This is a genomic window from Paenibacillus sp. PL2-23, assembly GCF_040834005.1.
Lineage (GTDB): Bacteria > Bacillota > Bacilli > Paenibacillales > Paenibacillaceae > Pristimantibacillus.
Genome location: NZ_CP162129.1, coordinates 1,781,765 through 1,806,824 on the forward strand (window position 1 = coordinate 1,781,765; position 25,060 = coordinate 1,806,824).

Annotated in this window: 16 protein-coding genes; 12 read left to right on the plus strand and 4 right to left on the minus strand. The window is 53.5% G+C overall.

Going from position 1 to position 25,060, the window contains the following annotated elements; genetic code table 11:
* Positions 1–54: 54 nt before the first annotated feature.
* From AB1S56_RS07625 to AB1S56_RS07635, 3 genes are all read right to left on the minus strand, one after another.
* A complete protein-coding gene (locus AB1S56_RS07625) occupies positions 55–570 on the minus strand; it encodes a hypothetical protein (RefSeq protein WP_340870398.1) in 516 nt (171 codons plus the stop codon).
* 30 nt (positions 571–600) lie between these two features.
* On the minus strand, positions 601–2,748 hold the full coding sequence (locus AB1S56_RS07630) for an ABC transporter transmembrane domain-containing protein (protein WP_340870395.1): 2,148 nt from the start codon (positions 2,746–2,748) through the stop codon (positions 601–603).
* A gap of 70 nt (positions 2,749–2,818) precedes the next feature.
* A complete protein-coding gene (locus tag AB1S56_RS07635; RefSeq protein ID WP_340870393.1) occupies positions 2,819–3,787 on the minus strand; it encodes a MerR family transcriptional regulator in 969 nt (322 codons plus the stop codon).
* 75 nt (positions 3,788–3,862) lie between these two features.
* On the opposite strand from AB1S56_RS07635, the gene AB1S56_RS07640 reads away from it, so the two are divergent.
* Positions 3,863–5,155, plus strand: a complete 1,293-nt coding sequence (locus AB1S56_RS07640) for an amidohydrolase (protein ID WP_340870391.1) — start codon at positions 3,863–3,865, stop codon at positions 5,153–5,155.
* A 126-nt stretch (positions 5,156–5,281) separates the two neighbouring features.
* Here the strand turns inward: AB1S56_RS07640 and AB1S56_RS07645 are convergent, their stop codons facing one another.
* A complete protein-coding gene (locus AB1S56_RS07645) occupies positions 5,282–6,607 on the minus strand; it encodes a polysaccharide lyase family 7 protein (protein ID WP_340870389.1) in 1,326 nt (441 codons plus the stop codon).
* 306 nt (positions 6,608–6,913) lie between these two features.
* On the opposite strand from AB1S56_RS07645, the gene AB1S56_RS07650 reads away from it, so the two are divergent.
* The 11 genes from AB1S56_RS07650 to AB1S56_RS07700 all read left to right on the plus strand — a co-directional run bounded on the left by AB1S56_RS07650 (position 6,914) and on the right by AB1S56_RS07700 (position 25,035).
* A complete protein-coding gene (locus tag AB1S56_RS07650) occupies positions 6,914–10,789 on the plus strand; it encodes a discoidin domain-containing protein (RefSeq protein ID WP_340870386.1) in 3,876 nt (1,291 codons plus the stop codon).
* Positions 10,790–10,814: 25 nt separating this feature from the next.
* A complete protein-coding gene (locus AB1S56_RS07655) occupies positions 10,815–12,035 on the plus strand; it encodes a DNRLRE domain-containing protein (protein WP_340870385.1) in 1,221 nt (406 codons plus the stop codon).
* Complete coding sequence (locus AB1S56_RS07660) at positions 12,032–13,507, plus strand: S-layer homology domain-containing protein (protein ID WP_340870381.1); 1,476 nt, start codon at positions 12,032–12,034, stop codon at positions 13,505–13,507. The genes AB1S56_RS07655 and AB1S56_RS07660 overlap by 4 nt, the downstream gene beginning before the upstream one ends.
* Positions 13,508–14,209: 702 nt before the next feature.
* Positions 14,210–15,199: a response regulator gene (locus AB1S56_RS07665; protein WP_340870379.1), complete on the plus strand. Its 990-nt coding sequence runs from the start codon at positions 14,210–14,212 to the stop codon at positions 15,197–15,199.
* Positions 15,196–15,810: a helix-turn-helix domain-containing protein gene (locus AB1S56_RS07670; RefSeq protein WP_340870376.1), complete on the plus strand. Its 615-nt coding sequence runs from the start codon at positions 15,196–15,198 to the stop codon at positions 15,808–15,810. The genes AB1S56_RS07665 and AB1S56_RS07670 overlap by 4 nt, the downstream gene beginning before the upstream one ends.
* On the plus strand, positions 15,810–17,594 hold the full coding sequence (locus tag AB1S56_RS07675) for a sensor histidine kinase (RefSeq protein WP_340870374.1): 1,785 nt from the start codon (positions 15,810–15,812) through the stop codon (positions 17,592–17,594). The genes AB1S56_RS07670 and AB1S56_RS07675 overlap by 1 nt, the downstream gene beginning before the upstream one ends.
* A 156-nt stretch (positions 17,595–17,750) precedes the next feature.
* Positions 17,751–18,653, plus strand: a complete 903-nt coding sequence (locus tag AB1S56_RS07680) for an ABC transporter permease subunit (protein WP_340870370.1) — start codon at positions 17,751–17,753, stop codon at positions 18,651–18,653.
* Positions 18,647–19,507, plus strand: coding sequence for a carbohydrate ABC transporter permease (locus AB1S56_RS07685; RefSeq protein ID WP_340870367.1), 861 nt, complete (start codon positions 18,647–18,649; stop codon positions 19,505–19,507). Before AB1S56_RS07680 ends, AB1S56_RS07685 begins: the two co-directional genes overlap by 7 nt.
* A 38-nt stretch (positions 19,508–19,545) precedes the next feature.
* Entirely contained in the window at positions 19,546–21,081 is a 1,536-nt protein-coding gene (locus AB1S56_RS07690; RefSeq protein ID WP_340870418.1) for an extracellular solute-binding protein, read from the plus strand.
* Positions 21,082–21,099: 18 nt separating this feature from the next.
* Positions 21,100–23,346, plus strand: coding sequence for an FAD-dependent oxidoreductase (locus AB1S56_RS07695; protein ID WP_340870364.1), 2,247 nt, complete (start codon positions 21,100–21,102; stop codon positions 23,344–23,346).
* Between the two features lie 33 nt (positions 23,347–23,379).
* Positions 23,380–25,035: a DUF4091 domain-containing protein gene (locus AB1S56_RS07700; RefSeq protein ID WP_340870361.1), complete on the plus strand. Its 1,656-nt coding sequence runs from the start codon at positions 23,380–23,382 to the stop codon at positions 25,033–25,035.
* Positions 25,036–25,060: the final 25 nt, after the last annotated feature.

A 25,060-nucleotide genomic window follows, 5' to 3' on the forward strand; every position in this document is an offset into this window, starting at 1 on the left:
CGCTTCACCTCCTTCTGATAGGATGAGCATGGGTATAATGACATATCAGTCCCATTATACGACAGAATATTTTCCAAGAATAGTCTTTATTTGCGCAATGGATGTGAAAAATACCGTTTCCTGGCCCAATTGGCCTTCCCGCTGTCCGCCCTTATTCATAAACTTCGCGTACAGGCGGCACAAATAGGCGTTGCTGGAATAGGCGACAAGCCTCAGCTCCTTCACCTGCGGATTCTGCTCTACAATGCTCTGAACGACAAATTGCAGGCCTTTCACGAACATCCTTGAGCCGCGATAGCTCCTGTCGCCAATGGCGAGATCGATCAGCGCCGTGTCCTGATTCTGGAAATTTTCCTCCGGCGTGCCGATGTAGAAGGCGGATAATCCCACGATGAGGCCCGCCTCATCCAACACGATGACAATTTTACCTTGTGTGGCGTAGGTATACAGCAGCTCGACCACATTCATCGTCATGAAGCTGGGATGAAGATCGCGTCTGTTCTTCAAGAAAAAGACTCCGGCCATAGCCAGCTCGTTGTCGGTTTCGCACAATTTGATATGCAGGGCCAATTCAATAGACCTCCTTAGGTAAAGGAATTGTTAGGTTCGAGCCTGAAGCGAGCGTTCCAGCATCGTGCGGATTTGCGGGAATTGAGCGGTAATCGCGGCAAAGTCATCTCTTCGCATAGTCAGCAGGATGCCGGGACTGCCCGCCATGACGGTTGCCGTCCTCGGGATGTCCCGCAGCAGGGCAATCTCGCCGAAGTGATCGCCGTCCTGAAGAACGGCCACCCTCAGCTCGCTGGCGTCCGCCTGCCGCTTCAACACCTCGAACTTCCCTCTCACGATAATATAAAATTTGTCGCCCTCATCGCCCTCACGCACAATGCGGTCGCCTTCTCTGACGGCCTCTGAAGTAAACAAGCTTGCCAGCTGCTCCAAGGCCTCCTGTCCCAGCCCCTCGAAGAAGGCAAGCTGGGCCAGACGGTCCGCCTGTACGGCTGCTTGGCGCCCATCGTCCGAGAGGAGGAAGCCGTGCTGCTTGTCCCATAGCTTCTTGTAGAAGCCGTTGCGCTCCAGCAGCTCCTTGTGGGTTCCGAATTCCGCGACCCGCCCTTCCTGAAAGACAAAGATTCTATCCGCTCCAAGGGCGGAATCGAGTCTATGCGTAACGGTAACAATCGTATGCCGTCCGCGAAGCTGATAGAGGAGGGTGTTAATCTCCGCTTCGGCAACGGGATCCAGCGCGGCCGTCACCTCGTCCAGCAGAAGCAGCTTCGGCTTGCGAAGCAAGGCTCTGGCGATCGCAAGCCGCTGGCGTTCGCCTCCCGACAGGGTGCCTCCCTCCTGCTGCACCTTGGTATCATAACCGTCGGGCCAGCCCGCAATGATGTGGTGGATGTGCGCTTTGGCGGCTGCCCCATGCAGCTCCTCTTCGGTTATGTCCCGCTGATCCAGCACCAGATTATCCCGTATTGTCGTGTTGAAGAGAAACGTGTCTTGTGTTACCAGGGTGGCGTAACGACGCAGAGATGCTTCGCTGACGTCACGCAAATCAAGCTCGTCAGCCCTAACAGAGCCCTCCTTGGGATCATAGAAGCGGGCCAGCAGCTGAAGCGCTGTGCTTTTGCCTGAGCCGCTTGCTCCGACGAAGGCAACATAGCTGCCTGCTGGGATTTCCAGCGTCACGCCGCGAAGCTGATAGGCAGCGTCATTATAGCCGAAGGCGACGTCCCTGAACCGGAAGCTCCCGACTTCAGGCGGCAATGGAACAGGGTTGTGCGATTCCGGCACGGACGGCTGCTCGTCCAGCACCTCGTTAATTCTGCGAACACTGATGCTCGACTCTATCAAGCTGGGAATGAGATACGATAGATTGCTGCCGGATTGCCCCACGCTCATGAACAAGGTGAAAAAAGCGATAAAGTCGCCGATCGTCATCTGATCCTTGAAGATAAGGTAGCCGCCGAGCCCAATCATGACGCCGTTCAGCAGCATCAGCATAGCCAGCGGAATCCGCTCCATAAGCGCGTTTGTCATAAACAGCCTGAAGCCTGAGGTGAACAAGTCCTGGATGTTCCTGGCACCCTGCTTCGTGAAACGCTCCTGCTGATGCAGGCCCTTGATGGTCCGGTGTCCCTTGACCATCTCGTCGACCGTATTGGAGAAGTTCTCCTGCGCTTGCTTAAAGGCAAGGTTTGACGATTCCGCCCGTCGCTGCATAAGCTTGGGGCCTGCCATCATAAGCAGGGTGCCCGCCAGCATAGCGAGCGTCAGCTTCCATTCCAGCAGCAGCAGCATAGTCAGACCGAGCAGGAGTCCTGCGGATTCCTTCAGGAGCGCAGGGCTTGTGATTCGTACGACCTGTTCAATGGAAGCCATGTCCGACGTGAACCGTGTGACCAGATCCCCAATGCGGTAGCGCTGGTAGAAGGGAAGAGACTGCTTCTGCAGATGCGCGAACAGCTTCGCTCGAAGCCCTTGCACGGTGCTTCCGCTCAGCTTGCCCAGCGAATAATCTCCTAATAGATTGGCGAGAATGCTGAGCAGGCCGCCGGTCAGAAGAAAGCCCAGAATAAGCATAAAGACATGGAAATCACGTGGATACAGCGCCTTATCCACTAAGTATTTCAAGCTATATGGAGCCGCTACCGCATAGGCCACTTCGATTAGAAGAGCCAGCAGGAATAACGCTGTCAGCAGCTTGTGCCGCTTGATCGGCTCCAGGATGATTCGGGAGAATGACAAGAATACACCGCCTCTCTAGTCCTTTTAGAGTACCTCAGAATGAGGAAGGTGTAAATCATGGAAATAGCCATTATTTGGGTCGAATCGGCACGGCAAGAATCACTTGAAGCCGATCGTTAATGATATGCTGCTTGGTCAAAAAGCCATAGCTCTCGAAGTGGGAATGGAGCTCAACGGCAGATGCTTCGCCGTCCGGCTTCAAGTAAGCCACGCAGATTCGGCCATGGGGTCTCAGTACTCTGCGCATTTCCTCAATCGCCATCCGCATTTGCTCGATTGTAAGGTGATGGAGGGCAAAGCTTGATACCACAAAATCAAAGCGGCCGTCCATATAGGGCAAGGCCAGAAAATTGCCTAGCCTGGTCTCCAGCTCCGGAAATTTGCGACTGCATGCCTTCAGCATCTCCCTGGACTGGTCGACACCCGCCATGACCGCTCCTTCTGTAAGGAGCCGGCCAGCCAGATTTCCAGTGCCCGTGCCGATATCGAGCCCCCGTTCCCCGAGGGCAGGAGACACTAGCCGCACGATGCAGGCAAGCGCTTCGTCATAGTCCGGATACATCTGCCCATCCTCCGACACAAGCTGATCGTGAATGCCCGCTAAGCCGTCGAATCCCCACTTGTCCTCCCAAGCTCTATGCTCTCTTAATCTACGCGAGCCCTCGGCCAGCGAATAAATCCGATCAAGGGGGAGCTCCTCGTTCGTATGCAAGGCTTGAATCATAACATCAGTTGTTTCAATAATGCCCTTCATTTCAATCCATTTGCTGAACATGACGGAGCGCTGCAGCTCCAGCAAATAACGAAGCTGGCTGCCTCCTTGCGTATCGATATCCGACAGAGCCTCTCGGATATGTGGAATCGACATGCCGGCTTCCCTCAGCGCAATAATCGTCTGCAGCCGCCAGATGTCTTGCTCGTCGAACGTTCGGTACTGATTGTCAGCCTGCTTGGAGGGTGCAATCAGACCTTTGCCTTCATAGAACCGAATAGCTCTTTGCGATATGTTCAGTTTGTCTGCGACTTCTTTTATTTTCATTATAAGCTCCTTTGTTCGCTTGACCCTGACCCAACGTCAAGGTTTAGTATAAGCCTTGAAAAGGAGGCTGTCACGATGAGGACATTAATTAAAGGCGTAACGGTTGTAAGCATGAGCACAGAGAGGGAGGAGCCGTTCACGGGGGATATTCTGATTGAAGAGGATCGTATAGCGGACATTCAGCCCTGTATTGAAGCGGAAGTCGATGAGGTTATTCCGGGGAAGGGCATGGCGGCGATGCCAGGGCTGATTAACGCCCATCAACATACGCCTATGAGCCTGCTTCGGGGCTTCTCCGATGACCTGAAGCTGATGGACTGGCTGTCCAGGAAGATGCTGCCGGCTGAAGCTCGAATGTCACCGGAGGACATCTATTGGGGCGCACAGCTTGCGATGGCGGAGATGATCAAGTCGGGCACGACCGCCTTCGCCGATATGTACATTCATATGAACGAAATCGCCGCTGCGGTTGAGGAGGCCGGCATGCGGGCTTCATTGACGAGGGGACTCGTATTTCTCGAGAATGACGGTGGCCGGCGTATGTCGGAGGCGATGGACCTTATTCACCGTTGGAGCGGTAAAGCGGAGGGGAGAATAACGACGATGCTGGGGCCTCATTCTCCCTACACGGTTCCTCCCGAGCCATTCAGAGAGCTCATTGCGCTTGCGGAGCAGGAGGATATTCCCATCCATACGCATCTGGCAGAGACGGTCGAGGAGGTTGTCCGGATCAGGGAACGTTATCATCAGACGCCCACCCAATATTTGTACCAGCTTGGGTTGTTCGAGAAGGCTCATGTGGTGCTGGCCCACGGGGTGCAGTTGAATAGAAGGGATATAGGGTATTTGCGTGGGATGCGAGGCGGTGTGTGCCATAATCCTGTAAGCAATCTCAAGCTAGGCTGCGGCATTGCGCCTGTGACCGATATGCTGCAACAGGGTGTTGCTGTAGGCCTGGGCACGGACGGGGCAGGCAGCGCATCCACCCTGGATATGTTCCAGGAAATAAGGTGCGCGGCATGGCTTCAGAAGCTGGATTACGGGGACCCGGCGAGGCTTCCCGCCATGGACGCTCTTCGTATGGCAACGGTGGGCAGCGCGAAGCTGTTGAACCTGAGCCATGAGGTTGGCAGGCTGGAGGCTGGGATGAAGGCTGACCTCATTCTTATTGATCTGCAGAAGCCGCATTTGCAGCCGCTCCATGATGTTCCCTCGCTGCTTGCGTACAGCGCTGTCGGCGCGGATGTAGACACGACGATTGTCAACGGAAAAGTGCTGATGCGAGGCCGAAGACTGCTCACCATTGACGAAGAGGAGCTGTTCAGGCAGGTGTCAGTGCGGGCCCAGCGGATTGTGGAGGGGGTGTGAGGCGCAGGAGAAGCCAGCGTGGCAGGATGCTGCCGCGCTGGCTTGTTGTAGTCCCATTTGGAGAAGATTGCTGCACGTGCAACACTGGAGAAGACGGAGGTGTCCGCCAGCTATTTGCCCGTGAATCTAAGGATGCACATGAGTCAGCTTGAAGAACGTCGCCTGGACATAATCCGAAGCCGTGCCCGTGTTGTTCTGGTTGTAGACGCTCGCCTTGAAATACATGTATTTGTTATTGTAGCCGGAAGGCAGAGTGTATTGCACCGTTGTTGTGGAGCCGCCCTCAGGCGTTACCTTGACCGTCATGGTCAGGCCAACGACCTTGATCTCATAGCTCCACTTCTGCCCAAGCGCGATACCGTTTGAAGGGTTCAGGCTGGAAGGCCCGCCAATAATATTAACCCAGGTGTTGTTGTTGCTCAGGTCATCCGTGCCGAAATAGATGGCGCCCTTCGTATCAGTCGGACGTTTGTGGTAATACAGACGAATGGGCTCGGTGTCCGGTCCGTGAATTTGGCCTACAACTACGCGTCCCACCTTGGTGCTGTCGCCGGTCGTAGAAACCCTGTCGACCTGAAGCGTTGCATTCATCGTGCCGTCAACGCCGCCAGCCTGCGACTTCGTGCTGGAGGACGAGGTGGAGGTGACCCAGTTGTTGCCCAGAGATGTGGTGCCGGCGGATGGATTCAGCATCTCGCGCAGCTCGGAGCGGGTATACGTGCTGTTGGTCGTTGTGCTGCCCAGATTCGGCGAGCGGAACACCATGCCGCCATTGCTGGAGCTCGTGTAGAACCAGGTTGGATGCGTATAGCCATTGCTTAGCGAGGAAGGCTGCACTTCGCTGGCATCCGGAAGCGTAATCTTCCACTTGGTCAGGTCAAAATTCCCGCTTGGGGGCAAGGAAGGATTAAGTCCGCCAGTACTTCCACCGCCAGTACCGCCACCGCCGCCGCTGCCAGAGACGGTGCCCCAAATTTCGGTCTCCAGAATGCTGTTCCAATTGTTGACGTTGTTGCCGAAGCCGTTAATACGGACATATCGGGCCGTAACCGTCGTAATATTGTAAACCTCCAATGCCGCTGATGTGCCGCTGCTGGTGCCCGCGTATACCTGGCTCCAGCTGGAGCCGTTCGCCGACACCTGGATATTGAAGGTGGATTGGCGCTGTGTGCCCTGATACCAAGCGATCTTGACGCGTTCAATTGAAGCGGATTGACCCAGATCATATTGAATCCATTGTCCGCTGCCTTGTGCAGACCATCGTGTTGTGTAGTTGTTGTCAAGCGTATTGGCGGGAACATTCCCGTCATTGCTGCTGGCCGTAACTGAGGCCACTGGCAGCTCGCTGGCTGCAAATGCGGCAGGGGATAACGGGATAAGGCCAATCATAAGTACAAGTGCAGTAAGGAAGCCAATCGTTCGCATACGTAGAGACTTTGTTTTTTTCATCATAACAGCTCCTTCGATAAATTTGGCAAGCGATTACAGGTCATCCATTCTGTGATGCGCTCATGCTGCAGTTGAATGTGATAAAAGCGCTTTCACCTCCTTCGGGATTGACTATACATTTTTTGGAAGCGTTGCCTTGTTTTTTCTTTAGACGATTTGTAAATTTCTTCATAATCCAAAAAAACTACCATCCGAACAAAAAGTAACCGCTTACAGGTCTGCAAAAAATACAAGTATGATGATAACGAGGCAGGCGCATGCCGGGAGAATGCGCAACCATCTTAATTAACAAAGTAAGGGGATGATGCAGTGCGAGTTACACAATGGAAAAAACCAGTGTCTCTTATGCTGGCGGTTGCCGTAGCTTCAGCCTCCTTCTTCATGACGACGTCGACCATCGACGCGAATGAGGTCAACTATGAGAGCTACAGCGGCTTTACGACCTCCGAGGTGCCGGTGCTGCCGGAGACGGAAGCCCATCCAAGCTTATGGTTCAAGGCGGATGAGGTGGCCGACGTGTATGACAAACGGAATGCGGACGAATATGCGCTTGAGTTATGGAACAATGTGAAAGGCAGCAAATATTTGGGGGCGGCGCTCCCAGAGGTGCCGACGTATCCCAATCCATGCGTTGACAGCCGATTGCACAGCTACTATGGCGATATGGCCCGCATTGCGAAGTACAACGCGTTTATGTATGTCATGGAGGGGGACGAGACGCATAAGAATGCGGCGATTGGGGCGCTGCTGAGAGCGTATGACGGACCCATCTATCAATGCGACCCTACGGTGTCGAGCAGCCCGGTGGATGAGACCTACAGAGGCGTCTGGATTCAAAACTTTGCGGAAGCGTATGACTGGATGCACGGAGAGCTGACGGCTGAGCAGGATGCCGCGATTCGCACAGCCTTTGCCAAAGAAGCGCAGGAGCTTAATGATTTTATGTATATTTGGGGACCGCGCCCGCATAATCATCGCTCCAAGCCGGCTTGGGGCCTGGGTACGGCAGCATTGGCTCTTAGCGGTCACGAGGATGCGGCAGAATGGCTCCAAACGGCGCTGGAAGCGGCCAATACGAACACCAAATATTTTTTCAGCTCGGACGGGGTGTACCGGGAAGGCTCGCAATATTATATTTATTCCCATCTGAATTTCCTCCCGTTCCTGTACCACTACAAGCATGTATCCGAGGTTGATCTGTTCCCTACGTACAAACCAGCCTTCATCTGGGAATTCTCCGTCACGAACAACAAAGGGTGGATGCCCAATGTAGAGGACTCCTATCTAAGGCATAACTTCCTGCAGATGGTTGCCGGTCAATTCGTAAACGATGCGGATTCCACGCCGCTGCACCCAACGGCCAAATGGGGCAATTTGTTCCAATGGCGCTACGAGACGACCGACACCGCGCCATGGGGCGGGGAATTTGGCAACAATACAGGTGCCAGCTACGACGATACGATGGATCTGAACAAATATTTGACCTACGATCCGTCCGTGGAGCCAATTGCTCCTACGGGCTCCGCTACTCAGTTCCTGAACGAGGGCGGACAGACGATCTTCCGTAACCATTGGAATGACGATCCTTCCTCCCGCTATCTGCTGTTCCATGGACAAGCGGAGATGGATAACCATAATCAGTTCGATCATCTGAGCTTTATCATTCATGCAGAGAATCAAATGATGGCGAGCGATTCCGGCTATTCCAAGTCAGCCTACGGGGACGCCGAGCGCCGCAGCTGGTATCGTACGGCTAAGGCGCACAACACCGTGACCTTGAACGGGGCGTGGCCGGTTGACACCGCACAGAACGTAACACCGGCGTCACGATTCGGTATGGATACGGGTTTCTTCGACTTCCAGCAGAAGGAAGCGCGATTTATCGCCATTACGAATGATACAACCAAAGGGGAGAACCCGCTGCTCTTCCCGCCGGACGATCAAAGCACGGGCTATATCAAACGTTCGGTTGCGTTCCCGAATCAGGAATACTTCGTGGTTGCCGACCAATTAAGCACGAAGGACGGCGCTGCCGGCCAATTCGAGCTGTATCTGCACGGCGGACGCGGAACAATGATCGGAGACGGCAATTATCGGGAATGGATTTACTCCAAGGACGCATACGGCACGGCAGCCAAGCTGTCCGCATGGATTCTGTCAGATGATGCCACGCTGACCAATCATGTAGGCGATGTAAGCTATATCAAGGACGATGCGGCCTCCTTCGGTTATGTGACGGCCCAGAAGCAAGCGTCCAATGCCAACTTCCTGCAAATCCTGATTCCGAATCATATTCAGGCGGATACACCGGTTGTAACGGACGCCAGCGACGAGAGTCGCACAGGCGGAACCGTAGCCATGAATGGCAATCTGGACACGTACCTGGTACAGAACGAATCCTCGATGTCGGAAGTGGGCGAGCTGAGCTCCGATGCCGAATTCGGTTATGTGCGCCATAACGGCTGGGTACAGCAATATGCGATGAAGCAAGGCACCTCCATCAGCTATGGCGATGAGCTGCTGGCAGCTTCCAGCGCGCCAGTCGCGCTTGCCTTGAATGTGGCGGAGCGAGATCGCCACAGCGGCTATATTACCTCAGTATCCGATGCGTATACGTTGCAGCTTCTTGTACCGGAAGGCAAGACGGTCGCTTCGGCCAGTCTGGCTGGCGAAGCGTTGACGGCTTCGGTATCGAACGGCTACGTCACGCTTGCCCTCTCAGGCAGCGGCGAGCTGGAAATCCAATATGTCGATGAGGGAGCGGGGGATGTAACCGCGCCGCTGGCGATTACGGATGTGAATGCTGTCAATGAAGGAGCGAACGCCGCGATCCTGTCGTGGACTGCACCTGCTGACCAGGGCAGTGCGGTTAGCTACTATGACGTGAGGTACAGCGTTTCGCCGATTACGGAACAGAATTGGAGCCAAGCCAGCCAAGTCGCAGGAGAGCCAGTTCCAGGCGCGCCCGGCACGCCGGAGTCGATGGTCATTGGCGGTCTGAGCGCAGGCACGACCTATTATATTGCCGTAAAATCCGGTGATCATGCACGCAACGTTTCGGCCTTGTCCAATGTGGCTGCCGTAACAATGGGCTCGGCTGACGACACTATCCCGCCAGCGGCAATAACGGATTTGACAATTTCTTCTGTCTCCTCCAACACGGCAAGTCTGACCTGGAGCGCGCCAGGGGATGACGGCTACAAGGGCACGGCTGTATCGTACGACCTCCGTTACAGCACATCGCCAATTGACGAGGCTAGCTGGAGCCAGGCGGTTCAAGTGCAAGGCGAGCCTGTGCCATTATCGGTTGGCAACGCGCAAGGCATGACGGTGGAAGGGCTGAAGCCGGGTCTAACGTATTTCTTCGCTATTCGTTCGTCCGATGAGGCCAATAATGAATCCACATTGTCCAATCTTCTATTCGTGCCGCTGCTGAATGATCCGGCTGCTGACAAGCTCCAGCCCGCTCAGGTGACGGCGAGCGCGGATGACGGCAATGTGCCTGCGAACACTGTGGACGGCGATATGACAACACGCTGGTCCGCAAGGTCCGATAACGGGGTTGGACAGTGGATCGCTTACGATCTGGGCCAGCTCTATCAGGTTGATTATGTGAAGCTTGCCTGGAGCTCGGGACATCTCCGGCAAACGAAATTTGAAATTGAAGCTTCCATCGACGGCAATCGCTGGAGCACCGTGACCGAACCGGCATGGTCCAGCGGCAAAACCGAGAAGCTGGAGGCTTATGAAGCGGGTGTAATGGCTAGGTATATCCGAATTGTCGGCTATGGCAATACAGCCAGCGGCTGGAACAGTCTGCTGGAGACGGAGATATACGGCAGGGATGCAGCAGAGGCGCCTCCGGTGCTGCTGAGCAATGTGGAGCTGAAGGATCGGAGCGGAGAGACGATCTCGAGCGTTGACGGTCAAGCTTTTGTCCAAATCGAAGCAGTCATGACCAATACGCGGCAGGAGTCCCAGGAGGCGGCTCTGACCGTTGGTGTCTATGATGGGCAAGGCAAACTGCTGAATACTGTATTTATTAGCGGGTTCTTGAACGGACTGGCAAGCGAAACGATAGGCGCTGAGCTAGAACTGCCATCAGGGGCGGATTCCGTGAAGCTGTTCGTCTGGGATTCATGGGACGGAATGACGCCGTTGTCCGAAGCGGTCCAAATTGATTAAGCGGAGCTGAAGGAGGCACCAAACAATGAAGAAATTCCAAGTTCGGAGAAGCACGAGCTTGCTGCTGATACTGGCCATGCTGACGGCATGCGTTCCATTCACGGCGTGGCTGAACCAAGCATCCGCCGAAGCTGGCAGCTCGTCAGAGCCGCTTCTAATTCCCGTATCCGAGGATACGTATGTTCAGGGCGGCACGTCCTCTAACAATAATTATGGCGGCAGCACAACGCTTAAGCTGAAGCGCACCTCCTCGGAGAACAGGGATATGTTCCTGAAATTTAATCTCCCGACTATTGATGGCTTTGTGGAGGAGGCTGTGCTGCAGCTGTTCGTCAAGGGTATTGAGAGCGCAACATTAAGCAGCCCGGAAAAGGGGTATAACATCGATGTAAGGGGCATCGACGACGACAGCTGGACGGAGATGGGCTTGACCTATTCCAATGCTCCGACTGAGCAGGGGTTAGTGCTGGATACTGTATTTGTTGGTGAGTCTCAAATTGGCAGCTATGTGTCGCTGGATGTCACGAGCTTCGTTAAGGCACACCAGGACGCAACGATCACCCTGCGTCTGAGAGGGGTCGACAGCAGTCGTGGTGCGGATTACGCTTCCAGAGAAGATGCCGCAACCGGCAAGCCGGCACAGCTCGTTCTTGCTATCGGTGAGAAGCAGGTGCTGACGGAAGCGCCGGAGCTGTCAGCCGAGAGCGGTCATGAACGCGTTGAGCTCGCATGGACCGAGGTGGCCGGGGCTCTTGGTTATACCGTGAAGCGGGCGAGCTCCCCGGAAGGTCCCTATGAGACGCTGGCGGCTCAGACAACCGCGCTCTTGTATGTCGATGAGCCTGTCGTGAATGGAGAAACCTATTATTACAAGGTATCAGCGTATAATGAAGCCGGTCCAGGTCCCGATTCCGACATGGCGACAGGTGCGCCGATATTTCCGCTTCAAGTCAGCATAACGGGAATAAAGGATATGAAGGGCCAGGCTGTCGCTCAACTGGACGACACAAGGTTTGCGATCATTGAAGCAGAAGCATCGAACGTTGGAGTCGAAAGCGCAGAAGCTCGTATTGTGTTCCGGCTGCTGGATGCGAGCGGCACCTCTGTTGCCAAGGTCACCACCGTTAAGAGGCTAGCTTCCCAGGAGCAGACTGCCTTGAAGGCAGGCTTCCAGCTTCCAGCTGATGCTGCCGGCTACGAAGTGGATGTGCAGATTGAGCTGGTAGAGGAGGGAGCGATTCGATGAAGAGATGGGCAGGCCTATTACTCCTTTGTAGTCTGCTGTTCGGGCTCGTGCCAGCTGCCCATGCGGATGGCGCTTCAATAACGGCAACCTTATCCGTGAATACGGATTTGACAGTGAGTGGAGCTTTGTCGACTGGTCAGAGCAGCTGGGTCTCGCTTCGTATGACGGGACCGGAGGGCGAGCTCGCCCATCTGGACCAGACAACCAGCAATTCGAGCGGCAGCTTCACGTTTGCGGTGCCAATGGCAGGCAGGTCAGAAGGCGTGTATGAGGTGGCCATCGGCGCAGCTGGACTGACGGAGGTGTATCGCCAAGCGTTCACCTACACCCAGCCTGTCACGCTGCCACCTGTCGTACCGGTTCTTCCTTCAGCTCCTGACACCAACGTGATTCAGCTGAGCCGGCTGAACTGGAGCTCGGATGGCAGCCTGCAGATCAGCTTGGCGGGCAAGCAAGGGCTCAAGGTCCCTGCTGGGGCCATTCAAGCGGAGAACGGGAAGCAGCTTCAGATTAACCATGATTCGATGTCGGTGAATATTCCCGTTAATGTCTTGAAGGAGCTTATGAAGCAGGTTCCTGCCGCTGCTCTTGGCCAAGCAGAACTTTGGTTCACAGTCGCAACAACGGAAGGCGAGCTGAGCTTGCCTGCAGAGGGTTCGGCTATGACAGGGCTTCGTCAAGGAGGCGACACTGTGGAGCTGGAGCTGTTCGTCCTGGAGGCGAATGGCACAAAGCATCAGCTGACGGCATTCCCAGAGCCGCTGAAGCTGTCTATGTCCGTAGACAGCGGAGCGGACAAAGGGTTGGTCGGAATTTATTATATTCCTTCTAATGGCGCACCCCAATATGTAGGGGGCGTATGGGATGGCTCCAAGCTGACGGCGATGCTGAATCACTTCAGTACCTATGCGGTGCTGGAGTATAAGAAGACATTTGAGGATGTGCCGGCGCAACACTGGGCGCAGCGTGTCATTCAAGAGCTGACGGCGAAGCATCTGATGCAAGGCGTAAGCGAAAGCAAGTTTGCGCCGGACCGCTCTATGACGAGAGCTGAATTCACCGCGACCCTGGTTCGGGCGCTGAAGCTGGAGTCGGCTGAGCCAGCGCCTTTCGCGGACGTAGAAGCAGGAAGCAGGTATGCGGATGAGGTTGCGGCTGCTTATGCGGCGGGGCTGATTGCCGGCAAATCCAGCACTACCTTTGCTCCGAATGCCCAGCTGACCCGCGAGGAGATGGCGGTTATTCTGATGAACGCGGCTCGCATTAAGCAAGGGGATTCAGGCACAACGGCTTCAGGCTCCGCGAACGTTGCCTTCCAGGATGAGCACGCGATCAGCGATTGGGCTGTAAGCGCGGTTCATGCCGCCGCAGATGCGGGGTATGTGCAGGGCCGGGGCAACGGCCAGTTTGTACCGAAGGGGCAGCTGACTCGCGCGGAAGCCGCGCAGGTTGTGTATCGTATGTTTCTGTAGTTGAATAGAATTTCTTATCCACCGTCGGCTTGGCTGACGGTGGATTTGTTTGCTCAAATATTATGAGAAAGCATATGTTTGCTCTATACTGGGCTTATATTTCAACGCGAAACGTATGCTGCTCCGCCAAAGGACGGAGACAGCCGTTTCACCTTGTAGTTATAGAATTTATAACATTTTCACGCGGTTCGAACGCCACAACGCTAACGGACAAAAAATGCGCTTAGAGCTCGAATTTATCGCTTTCCAGCCTGTAACGGGCAAGCTTGACGCTTAGCCCTCCTAAACGCACCGACTTTACCTCAATTATCGTTCTAACATTCGAAAATGACCGTTACAACTTTGAATGGTCGATTTGACTAGTCTAAAGTTTTTTTTTGACCGTTAGAAGCCCGGTCGAGATGATGACTATGGCGAAAGTTTATATCAAGGACGCCGTCAGGCGTTTTTCTTACCACAATTTATAAGTTTTCGAGCATTCGAAAACGGAAATTCTATTTGGCGATAAATCCTACATCTAAACGCGGTCGCTCATCTTTGAAAGACCTCGATAGAGGATTTCTCATTCGTTCCGAAAATAATGTGCTGGAATTGCAATTTCACCTTGAATCCGTACAATGATTCAATATAGCGATTAGATAACCAGGCCAATTGTAAGAAATGCTGACAGCCTGTTCACAACTAGAATGTGAGGTGCTAGCGATGACTGACCAACCGATCGACCAACCGATGCTTACTGTCCTGATCGTGGACGATGAGGAGCCTCTTCGCAAGGAGATGGCCTCCTACCCATGGGAGAGCTGGGGGGCCGAGCTGATTGGCGAGGCGCGCAATGGAGAAGAAGCGCTGGCCTTCTGCGAGCATTGCGAGCCTGATCTTGTCATTACCGATGTGACGATGCCTGCAATGGACGGCATAACGCTGCTGCGCGAGCTGAAGCGGCGGTTCCCCCGCGTGCAGGTTGTGCTGCAAACAGTGCACAGCGACTTCCACTATGCCTGGGAAGCGATCCGCCAGGAGGCGCTGGACTACCTCGTCAAATCCAATGTGGAGGAGGAGGACTTGCAGCGTGTGCTGAAGAAGGCGGAGCAGGCCGTTCAACAAGCATCGCTTGCGGTTCGCAGCGCCAAGGAGGAGAAGAGGTGGCATTGCGGCAAGGATATGTACGCTCTTCTGCATGATACGCCGCCGCTGTCGATGAACGAAGGCTGGCAATTGTTCTGCGAGAGATATGGTATAGCTTCAGAACGCTCTTCATCGTTCATTCAATTTAAGCTGCTGTCCCTTCCTATGGACGAGCTGTATGCAAGCCGGACCATCCAGGATGCGCTGATCCAATGGGAGCAGGAGACCGGCGCAGGAGGGGCTATGGGATGGATTTCGCTGAAAGCCAGAGATTATGTTGTATTTGCCTCGCATACGGAGAAGGATAAGCTTATTGCCGAAATGGAGCAGTTGATGGAGCGTATTTACCGTCAGCTATCCGCAACGTTCTCCTATTCCGACGGAGAGATTGATCCGATCGCGATCATCAGCGAGCCATTCATGACGGGAATGGAGCTTAGAGGGCGCTACTTGGATAATCAAATATGGGAGGAAGCGCGCTCTATGCGCCAGAATCCAACGCGATCTATTACGGCGCGCCTGCACCGCTTCGGAGCGCGACCTCCGAAGAAGTTGCGGCCGCCATGAATATGCTTTCCTTGGCGGGAAGCGACTATGCCAAGTGCAGGCAGGAGATTCAACAATCCTTTGTGCCCTGGGCTTGCAGGGAACGAATTCACCCCGCCGAGCTGAAGGAGCTGGCCATTCGCGGCTTAATGAGATGGCAGCTGCTTGACGGGACCGTGGATGCCGGACGTCTGCTGAACCGGGCGCTGCTGGAGCGGGCGGCGAGCGCAGCCGAGCTGGAGGAGCTGCTGCTTAGAGGGCTGGATATGCTCTTCTCCTCCCAGCCGCGCAGGCTCAGAGGCGAGGTGGCCAAGGCGAAGCAAATTATTGAAGTGCAGTTCGCCGAGCCGTTCACCCTGCAGAGCATTGCCGAGCAGGTGGGCCACCTGTCTGCGGCTTACCTGGGCAAGCTGTTCCGCGAGGAGCTGGGTGAATCCTTTAACGAATATGTGTCCAAGGTAAGAGTGCAGAAGGCCATTCAGCTCTTGAAGGAGGGCAATACGAAGGTGTACGAAATTGCGGAGGCTGTCGGCATACCGAATTACCGCTATTTTACGCTCGTGTTCAGGAAATACACCGGATATGCGCCAAGCGATTACAAAAAAAATGAGCAGGAAAGGGACGGATTGTGATGAAAAGGATGTCCCTGCTGAAGCATCCCCGCAGATGGAGCATTGGCACCAAAATGTTTGTTTTGCTGTTTATTGTAACGATGCTCCTGTTCAGTATGCTAGCCTGGAACAATATGCGAATATCCCAGAACGCCCTGAAGGAGCAGCTCTGGACGGATTCCTACAGTCTTCTGAATCAAAGCAATCAATTAATCGATTCCCAGGTAAGCACGGTTCAGAACATTTTATTTTTCCTCACCTCTCAGAAGGAGAAGATGCTGGAAGGCAGCAGGGATGAGCTGGAAAATATACTGTCCCAATACAGCGCCGCGAATGCAAGCTTCGCCAAAGCGATGTATATGGTCCGGTCGGATGGCACCGTTTATTCCAGCAACCCGCTGCTCTACGAAATTCGGGGTAACGAGATGCTGAGCACACTATTGCTGCGAGCAAAAATCTCCCGCATCGGCATCTCCTGGAGTGAGCCTTATGAATCACCCGGCATCGGCTCTACGGTTGCATTCGTACAGTCTATCCTCAATGAGAATGGATCGTTGTTAGGCATCTCGGTTGTCGAGCTGGACTTGGAGGCGCTGAGACTGCGGCTCGCCCCTCAATTATCAAGCCGCTCCAGCGGCTTCTTGCTGCTGGACTCCTCCAAGTATGTCATTCTCTTCCATGAAAGCAAGATGAGCATGCCTCAGAAGCGTCAAGTCTATCCCCCGCAGCTCTCCACCGATTTTATCAACCAGCTCCAATTCTATCACGCGGGCTCCGAGCTCTTCGATTATGACGGTCGCTCGTATGTAGTGATACGAGAGGGCAGTAATCGATTGGGATGGGAAATCGTCATGCTGATCGATGACCAGACCTTCTATCATACCGTTAACGACCTGTTTATCGTATTCCGCAACACAGTCATGGCCTGGAGTGTCGTGCTGCTTATTATTACGTTTGTATTCAGTCGCCTCTTCACAGCGCCTCTGCGACTGCTAAGCGCGAAGATGAATCGCGTCAATGATATTAATCTTGCAAGCGGCTTCTATGTGAACCGGGAGGATGAGATCGGACAGTTGGCCGCCTCCTACAATACTTTGCTTGCGCGAGTGCACAGCTTAATTGAAATCGTCAAGCAGACGGAGAAGACTAAAAAGGACTATGAGCTGAAGATGCTTCAGAGCCAGATCGGCCCCCATTTTCTACAAAACACGCTGTTATGCGTCTCCAGCCTTGCCCGCCAGAAAAGAATGGACGAGGTGAGAGAAACGGTCAAGTCGCTAATCGGTCTGCTAAGCTACAGCTTTAACCGTGGGACCGGCGATACGATCACGCTGGCCGAGGAGATGGAGCTGCTGCGCATGTATGGACATATCCAGCGTATTCGTTATGGCAGCGACTTGAAGCTGGACATCCATATCGATGATAGTCTGCTGGAATACATGGTGCTGAAGCTGTCTCTGCAGCCGCTGGTCGAGAATGCCATCTTCCACGGGATTGGTCCCAAGAAGGAGCTCGGTACAATCTGGATCAGAGCCAGAAAACAGGGCAACAGCCTCATGATTTACATCCTTGATGATGGCGTCGGCATGGATCGAAAGCAGGCTGAGGCGATCCTGCATAAGCCAGTGGATGAGAGCGCGGATACGCTGCCAAGCGCAGCCTTCTCCTCTATTGGCGTATGGAATGTGCATGAGCGGATCAAGCTGTTTTTTGGCGAACATTACGGGCTTCGGTATTACAGCAGGAAAAACAAAGGAACGGTCGTGCGAATCAGATTGCCTATTGTGTTAAATGATTCGAAATAGTATGACACTTTTTGAAGATATCATGTATATTTCGTAAATTGGGACGGTGATACCATAAAGCTATCAACAAAACATCCAACATGGAAGGAGGGCTAATAACCATTGGAAAGCTCAATAACCCGCACATCAGTCTCAGATAACAAATGGAAGAGGAGGATGCTTTGGAAGAGAGTATGGAGCTATCGCGCGCTGTATCTGATGCTTCTGCCTGGACTGCTCTGGTTCTTAATCTACAAGTACATTCCTATGAGCGGAGCCATTATCGCCTTTAAGGATTATTCCATCGGCAAAGGTATTTTTCAGAGTGATTGGGCAGATCCGTGGTATAAGTATTTTCAGGATTTTTATGAATCGCCTTATTTCTACAAAATCTTGACGAATACGCTGCTGATTAGCTTCTACAAGCTCATATTCGGCTTGTTCCCTCCGATACTGTTCGCGATCATGCTGAATGAAGCGGCCTCGAAGTGGCTGCAGCGCCTGGTTCAGACGATCAGCTACATGCCGCATTTCTTCTCCTGGGTCATCATCTACGGCATGCTTCTGATGTTCTTGTCCGAGGGCTCTGGTATTGTGAACAAATGGCTGGTGGATGGAGGCGGTGAGGCCTATCCGTTCCTGACCTCCACAGAATCATTCCGCTCCATACTGATCCTATCGGATATATGGCAGTCCCTGGGCTGGAGCGCCATTATCTATCTGGCGGCCATGTCCTCCATTGATCCAACCTTGTATGAGGCAGCCAGGGTGGATGGAGCAGGACGGCTGCGCATGATCTGGCATATTACATTGCCCGGCATCCGCAACGTGATTACGTTGATGCTGATTCTGAATCTCGGCCGCATCATGGACGCCGGCTTCGAACAAATTTATGTGATGTACAACATTCAAGTGTATGACGTTGCGGATATTATTGATACCTGGGTATTCCGTACAGGTCTGGAGCAATTAAGCTACAGTCTGGCGACCGCCGTCGGCTTGTTCAAATCCATTATTGGTCTGATTCTGGTATTGGGATCGAATCAATTGGCGAAGCGATGGGGGGGAAGCATATGGTAGCCAAAAGCTTAGGGGATCGCGTGTTTAACGCCATCAATCATACTTTTCTCATACTCGTCGCGCTTGTCTGTGTCGTACCGGTCCTATACGTCATTGCCGTGTCGATCACTCCCATTAACGAGGTTATGAAGAACGGCGGCTACGTCCTTATTCCCCAAGAAATATCCTTTGCGGCCTATAAGGAGCTGTTCACCAAAGATACGATACCAAGGGCGCTGATGATTACGTTGTCGCTGGCGATATTCGGCACGTTCCTAAACCTGGTTATTACTGCTTTGATGGCCTACCCGCTAAGCCGGAAGGGCTTGCCGGGAAGGGGGCCGCTGCTTCTGGCCGTGTTCTTCACGATGCTCTTCAGCGGCGGACTTATTCCAACCTACTTGATTGTGAAGGAGACCGGGCTGCTGAATACGTACGGCGCACTCATCGTGCCGGCGTTGGTTGGAACCTTCCAGCTGCTTGTGATGAAGAGCTTCTTCGAGACGATTCCCGAGGAGCTGTTCGAATCCGCAAGAATGGACGGCGCGCAGGAATTGAAAATTCTGTATTCCATCGTGCTTCCGTTATCGGTGCCGGCGCTTATTACAGTAGGCTTGTTCTACATGGTAGGTCACTGGAATGAAATATTCCGAGCCATTATGTATATAACGAACTCCGAGCTCTATCCGCTTCAGGTCGTGATTCGCTCGATGTTGATACAGTCTGCGGATTTCAACCAAGCTGAGGTCGTTGTGCCAACGATGACGCTTCAGATGGCTGCGGTTATGATCGCCAGCATACCTGTCATCGTGTTCTACCCATTCGTTCAGAAGCATCTGACGAAAGGGATGCTCATTGGAGCTATTAAAGGGTAACAAGGCAGTTAAACATACGAGGGGGAATTTCTGTGAAAATGAAGAAGACGCTTTCCAAAACTCTGCTTTCTGTCCTATCCATTACCTTCCTGCTGGCCGCTTGCGGCGGCAACAACACGAATAACAGCACAGGGAGCACCAACACGCCGCAGAGCTCATCCGCTGCAGAGGAAACAGATACCAAAAAGTATCAAATCGAGTTCCTGAAGCATGGCTCCGCTCTTCCTGCAGAAAACGAAAATGTCATGAAGCAGCAGTTCGATGAAGCACTGAATATCGACCTGAAGATGACGATTACTCCGTCTCCGGAGGATCGCAACAATCAATTAAGCGTTCGTATCGCGGCGGGCAATCCACCCGATGTGCTGTGGTTGGAGAGCACAACGCTGCAGAAGTTCGTGAAGCAGGATGTGCTGCTTGATCTGACGCCGTACCTGGACAATGAGCTGAAGCCCGTTGTTGACTACATCGGCGAAGAAAGCTTGAAGAAGGGCACGGTTGACGGTAAGGTCTATGCGCTGCCTTCGAAGGACTATCTTCCTCAGACAAGCTATTGGATTCGCAAGGACTGGCTGGACGGTCTGAATCTGCAGGTTCCTACGACACATGATGAGCTGTTCGAGGTGGCGAAGGCGTTCAGAGAAAATGATCCCGATAAAAACGGCAAAAAGGATACTTATGGCATTACGGGTCTGCAATTCGAGACGCTTAGCGCTCTGTATACAGGATATGACGTGGCGAAGCCGACTGATATCTATGTGAAGGACGGCAAGGTTATCAGCTCAGTAATGGACCCTGCTATGGAGGACGCGCTGAAAGCCATTCAAAGGTTTATCGAAGCTGATGTGGTGGATCCCGATTTTGCTACAGCTACAGGTCTGCAAAACCAGCAGAAGGCTATCCAAGGCAAAGCCGGCATCGTCTATGCAACATGGCCTGCGATGAAGAAGGATGAGTTCGTATCGCAATTTACAGCGGTTGATCCAAATGCAGACTGGGTGCAGTTCCAGTCTCCGGCTGGCCCTGCGGGAAGCTACGACAATACGCTTGATATTGCTGGAGCCAACATTCTGAATGGCCTTCCAAAGCAGCTTGGCGATGATCCGGGCAAGCTGAAGCGGGTATTCGAGCTGCTGAACTACACGGTATCCGAAGAAGGACAGAAATTGACGCAGTTCGGTCTAGACGGCGTTCACCATACGATGCAGGACGGCAATGTGGTGTTGGATGAGAAGCTGGCAACGGAAGGCGCTTATTTCTACCAATATCAATTTTTCGGCCGCAATGATTACGATTACCTGAAAGCAAGATTCCCGAACCAAATCGAATATATTGAATTCGCCAAGGCTCAGCCTCGCAAAGAGGTTATCAATTCGGCAGCGCATGCTCCGGAAGGCTACAACAAGGCGGATGCGGACAAGTATATTAATGAAGAAATACTGAAATTTATGTTCAATAAGCGTCCTCTTTCGGAATATCAGGACTTCCTGAACACCTTGAATTCGACCTTTAACTACCAAGTATATATCGAAGCGGCGAATGAACAGGCAAAAGCGGCGGGATATCTGCAATAAGAACGGAGGAAGCTAGCTTTGCGCTCAGAGACGATTACTACAGATATTACAGTCGTCGGCGGCGGTTTGGCAGGAGTGTGCGCGGCAGTAGCCGCGGCACGCTCCGGCCGGACTGTGGCGCTCGTACAGAATAGGCCGGTATTAGGCGGCAATTCCAGCAGTGAGGTAAGAGTATGGGTCAGCGGCGCTTCGGCAACAGGAACGCAGCGCTTCGCCAGAGAGACGGGCATTATGGGCGAGCTGCTTGTGGAGAACCAATTCATGAACCCGGACGGCAACCCGTACTACTGGGATCTTGTTGTGCATGAGGCTGTACTGGCGGAGCCCAATATTCAATTGTTCCTGAATACGGATGTGCATGAGGTGGAGGCGGAAGGCGATGAGCATAATCGCCGCATTCACTCTGTTACCGGCTGGATGATGGGATCGGAGCGCCGTCTCCGGTTCGAAAGCGAGATGTTCCTCGACTGCTCGGGAGACGGACTTGTCGGCTTCCTGGCAGGCGCGGAATATCGTATTGGCCGTGAAGCCCGTTCCCTCTACGGTGAGGAGTGGGCGCCAGAGGAAGCGGACAACATTACGCTGGGCAGCACCATTCTATTCTATACCAAGGATGTAGGCAAGCCGGTCAAATATATCCCGCCATCCTTCGCGAAGGACATCACGACGACGACTATACCAACCAGACGTATTATCCGCACGGGTGATTCAGGCTGCTATTATTGGTGGATCGAATGGGGCGGCGAGGTGGATACCGTTCATGACAATGAACGGATTCGCGATGAGCTGTGGGCAGCTATATATGGAATCTGGGATTATATCAAAAATTCGGGCCAATTCGAGGCGGACAACCTGACGCTGGAATGGGTAGGCTCGGTTCCCGGCAAGCGGGAATACCGCCGTTTCATCGGTGACTATGTGCTCAAGCAGCAGGATATCGTCAATCAAGTCGAATTCCCGGACAAGATCGCATTCGGCGGTTGGTCGATTGACTTGCATCCTCCACAAGGGATGTATGCCGAGGCCAGCGGCTCGAAGCATCTGTTCCCGGATGGGACGTATCATATTCCGTTCCGTTCGTTGTATTCCTCCAATGTATCCAACATGCTGATGGCCGGACGCAATATAAGCGCTTCTCATGTAGCATTCGGCACCACTAGAGTTATGGCGACCTGCGCGGTTATGGGCGAGGCTGCCGGAGCTGCGGCGGCGATGTGCGTGGAGCGGGGCATAACCCCTCGTACACTGGCGGAGGAGCATATGGAGGAGCTTCAGCAAGCCCTTCTTCGCAATGACGGCTCTATTATTGGTTTGCGCAATGCGGATCCAAAGGATCTCGCGCGCCAGGCCGCTGTCCAAGCTTCCAGCTGGCTGGATTCGCCTAAGGTTGAACATGGGGATAAGCGCCATCCGCTGGATACGGACGCAGGCTTGCTGATGCCCGTTAATCCCGAGCTGCAGACGCTGGAGCTGCTGGTTGACGCATCGGAGAACACGGAGCTGACCGTAGAGGTATGGGATACGGGACGTGCTGAAAACTATGTGCCATATTCCCGTCAAGCGACAGATACCGTAAGTGTGGAGCAGGGAGAGAAGCAGTGGGTCAAGCTGAACCTTCCTTGGAAGCCCTCGCAGCCTCAGAATGCGTTCATTATCATTAGAGCGAATGCATCCTTGCATGTATGGCTGGCAGATGAATCTATTACAGGCGTTATGGGCTTCGTAAGGAGCAAAAAACGGCCTGTTGTGGATCCAACGCTGGAGGTTCAGCCCGAACAGCCTGTTGTGGAGTGGGATCCGAAAAAGCTGGTTCGCCAGACCTTCTGCTTCCGCTTGTCCGGCAAGTCCGAGGCGTACCATCCGTCGATGGTCTTGAATGGCTATAGCCGTCCATATGGCGGACCTAATCTATGGGCTTCCCATTCGATGACGGAGCAACAGGAGGAGTGGATCGAGCTGAGCTGGCAGGATGAGGTCGCCTGCTCCGAAATCCATCTCACCTTCAATGATGAAGTGAACGAATATTTGATCAACCTGCATTATATTACAACTCCGTTCGATATTATTCCCGAGCTGGCAGCGGATTACAGGATCGAGGGCCTGATCGATGGTCAATGGCAGCTGCTGCACAGGGAAACCGGCAATCGCAAGCGCAAGCGAGTACACCGCCTTGAATCGGTGAAGACGGACCGCATTCGACTCGTCATCGAACGAACGAACGGCAGTGCAACCGCACAGCTGATCGAGATGCGTGTATACGAATAGGGCTGCTGAGCCTGAACGAAGGAGAGAGAAGGCATGACTGCATACGCATTGGAGACTAGAACTCTAAGCTCGCTTGCGAAGGTATTCACCGACTGTGAGCTGTTGCATGACGAATATTTGGAGGGCTCCGCGTTGCTGGGCGAGAGCTACTCGTTCCAGGTGGCGTATCGCTCCACGGAGCGAATCAAGGATATTCGCGTACAGGTGAGCTCTGATCTGGATGGGGGGATCGAGCTGTATCGGGTAGGGCATGTACCCTCCGAATTCCCTATCTATCACGATCACGATGAGCATGTCATCCGTACAACACCTGGCTTGTATCCAGATCCGCTGTATCCCAATGCTGCGTTGGAGGGTGTGACTGCAGTGGGCGGTCAATGGCGGGCTGTTTGGATCACTGTACAGGTGAAGCCGGATACTACAGCTGGCGCGCATCCCATTAGCATTCGGTTCGAGAGCAAGGAGGGCGAAGCGCTGGGCGAAGCGTGCTTCCGATTGAACGTTATCTCCTCCGAGCTTCCGAAGCAGCGCCTCATTCATACCGAATGGTTCTATGCGGACTGCATCATGGACTATTACGAGACAGACATGTTCAGCGAAGCGCATTGGTCCTTGATTGAGAAATATGTGGAGACTGCGTCACAATACGGTATCAACATGATATTGACGCCAATCTTCACGCCGCCGCTGGATACGAAGGTTGGCGGTGAGCGTACAACAACCCAGCTGGTAGATGTGACGAAGACGGAGGATAGCTACACCTTTGGCTTTGAGAAGCTGGAGCGCTGGATCGCGCTATGCCAGAGCAAGGGCATTGAATATTTTGAGTTCTCTCACCTGTTCACCCAATGGGGGGCCGGACATGCGCCGAAGATTATGGGCACCGAGAACGGCGAGTATAAGCGGCTCTTCGGCTGGGAGACAGATGCTGCGGGCGACGATTATCGTTCCTTCCTGGATCAATTTCTTCCGGAGCTCGTCGCATTCATCCGTGAGCGTAAGCTGGAGAAGCTCTGCTACTTCCATATCTCGGATGAGCCTTATGCCGATCATATGGAAGCTTTCAAAAACGCGGTATCTATCGTAGAGAAGCACCTGAGCGGTTTTCCGAGAATTGATGCCTTGTCGAATATCGCTTATTACGAGGAGGGGCTGGTGCCGAAGCCGATCCCGGCATCGAACCATATCGAGCCATTCCTTGAGAGGGGCATATCCGGGCTGTGGACGTATTATTGCTGCTCGCAATATAAGGAAACCGCCAATCGGTTCTTCTGCTTCCCATCGGCACGAAGCCGCATTCTGGGCATCCAGCTGTACAAGTTCCAGATCGAGGGCTTCCTGCATTGGGGCTTCAACTTCTGGAATTCACAGTTCTCGCTTCGCCAATTGAATCCATTCGAGGTAACGGACTGCGATTTATCCTATCCGTCTGGAGATGCCTTCCTGGTGTATCCGGGCGAGAGCGGACCTATTCCTTCATTACGCATGAAGGTGGTCTATGAGGCGAAGCAGGATCTGCGTGCGCTTCAGCTTCTGGAAGGTTACATGGGAAGAGATAAGGTTATCGAGCTGCTGGAAGAGGGGCTGGAGGAGCCGATTACCTTCAAGCAATACCCTCGCAGCGAGGAGTGGCTCCTTGGCAAGCGTGCCGAAATTAACAATCGAATTGGGGAGCTTGCAGGCAAGTAACGGAATGGGAAGAAATCAGGAGGGT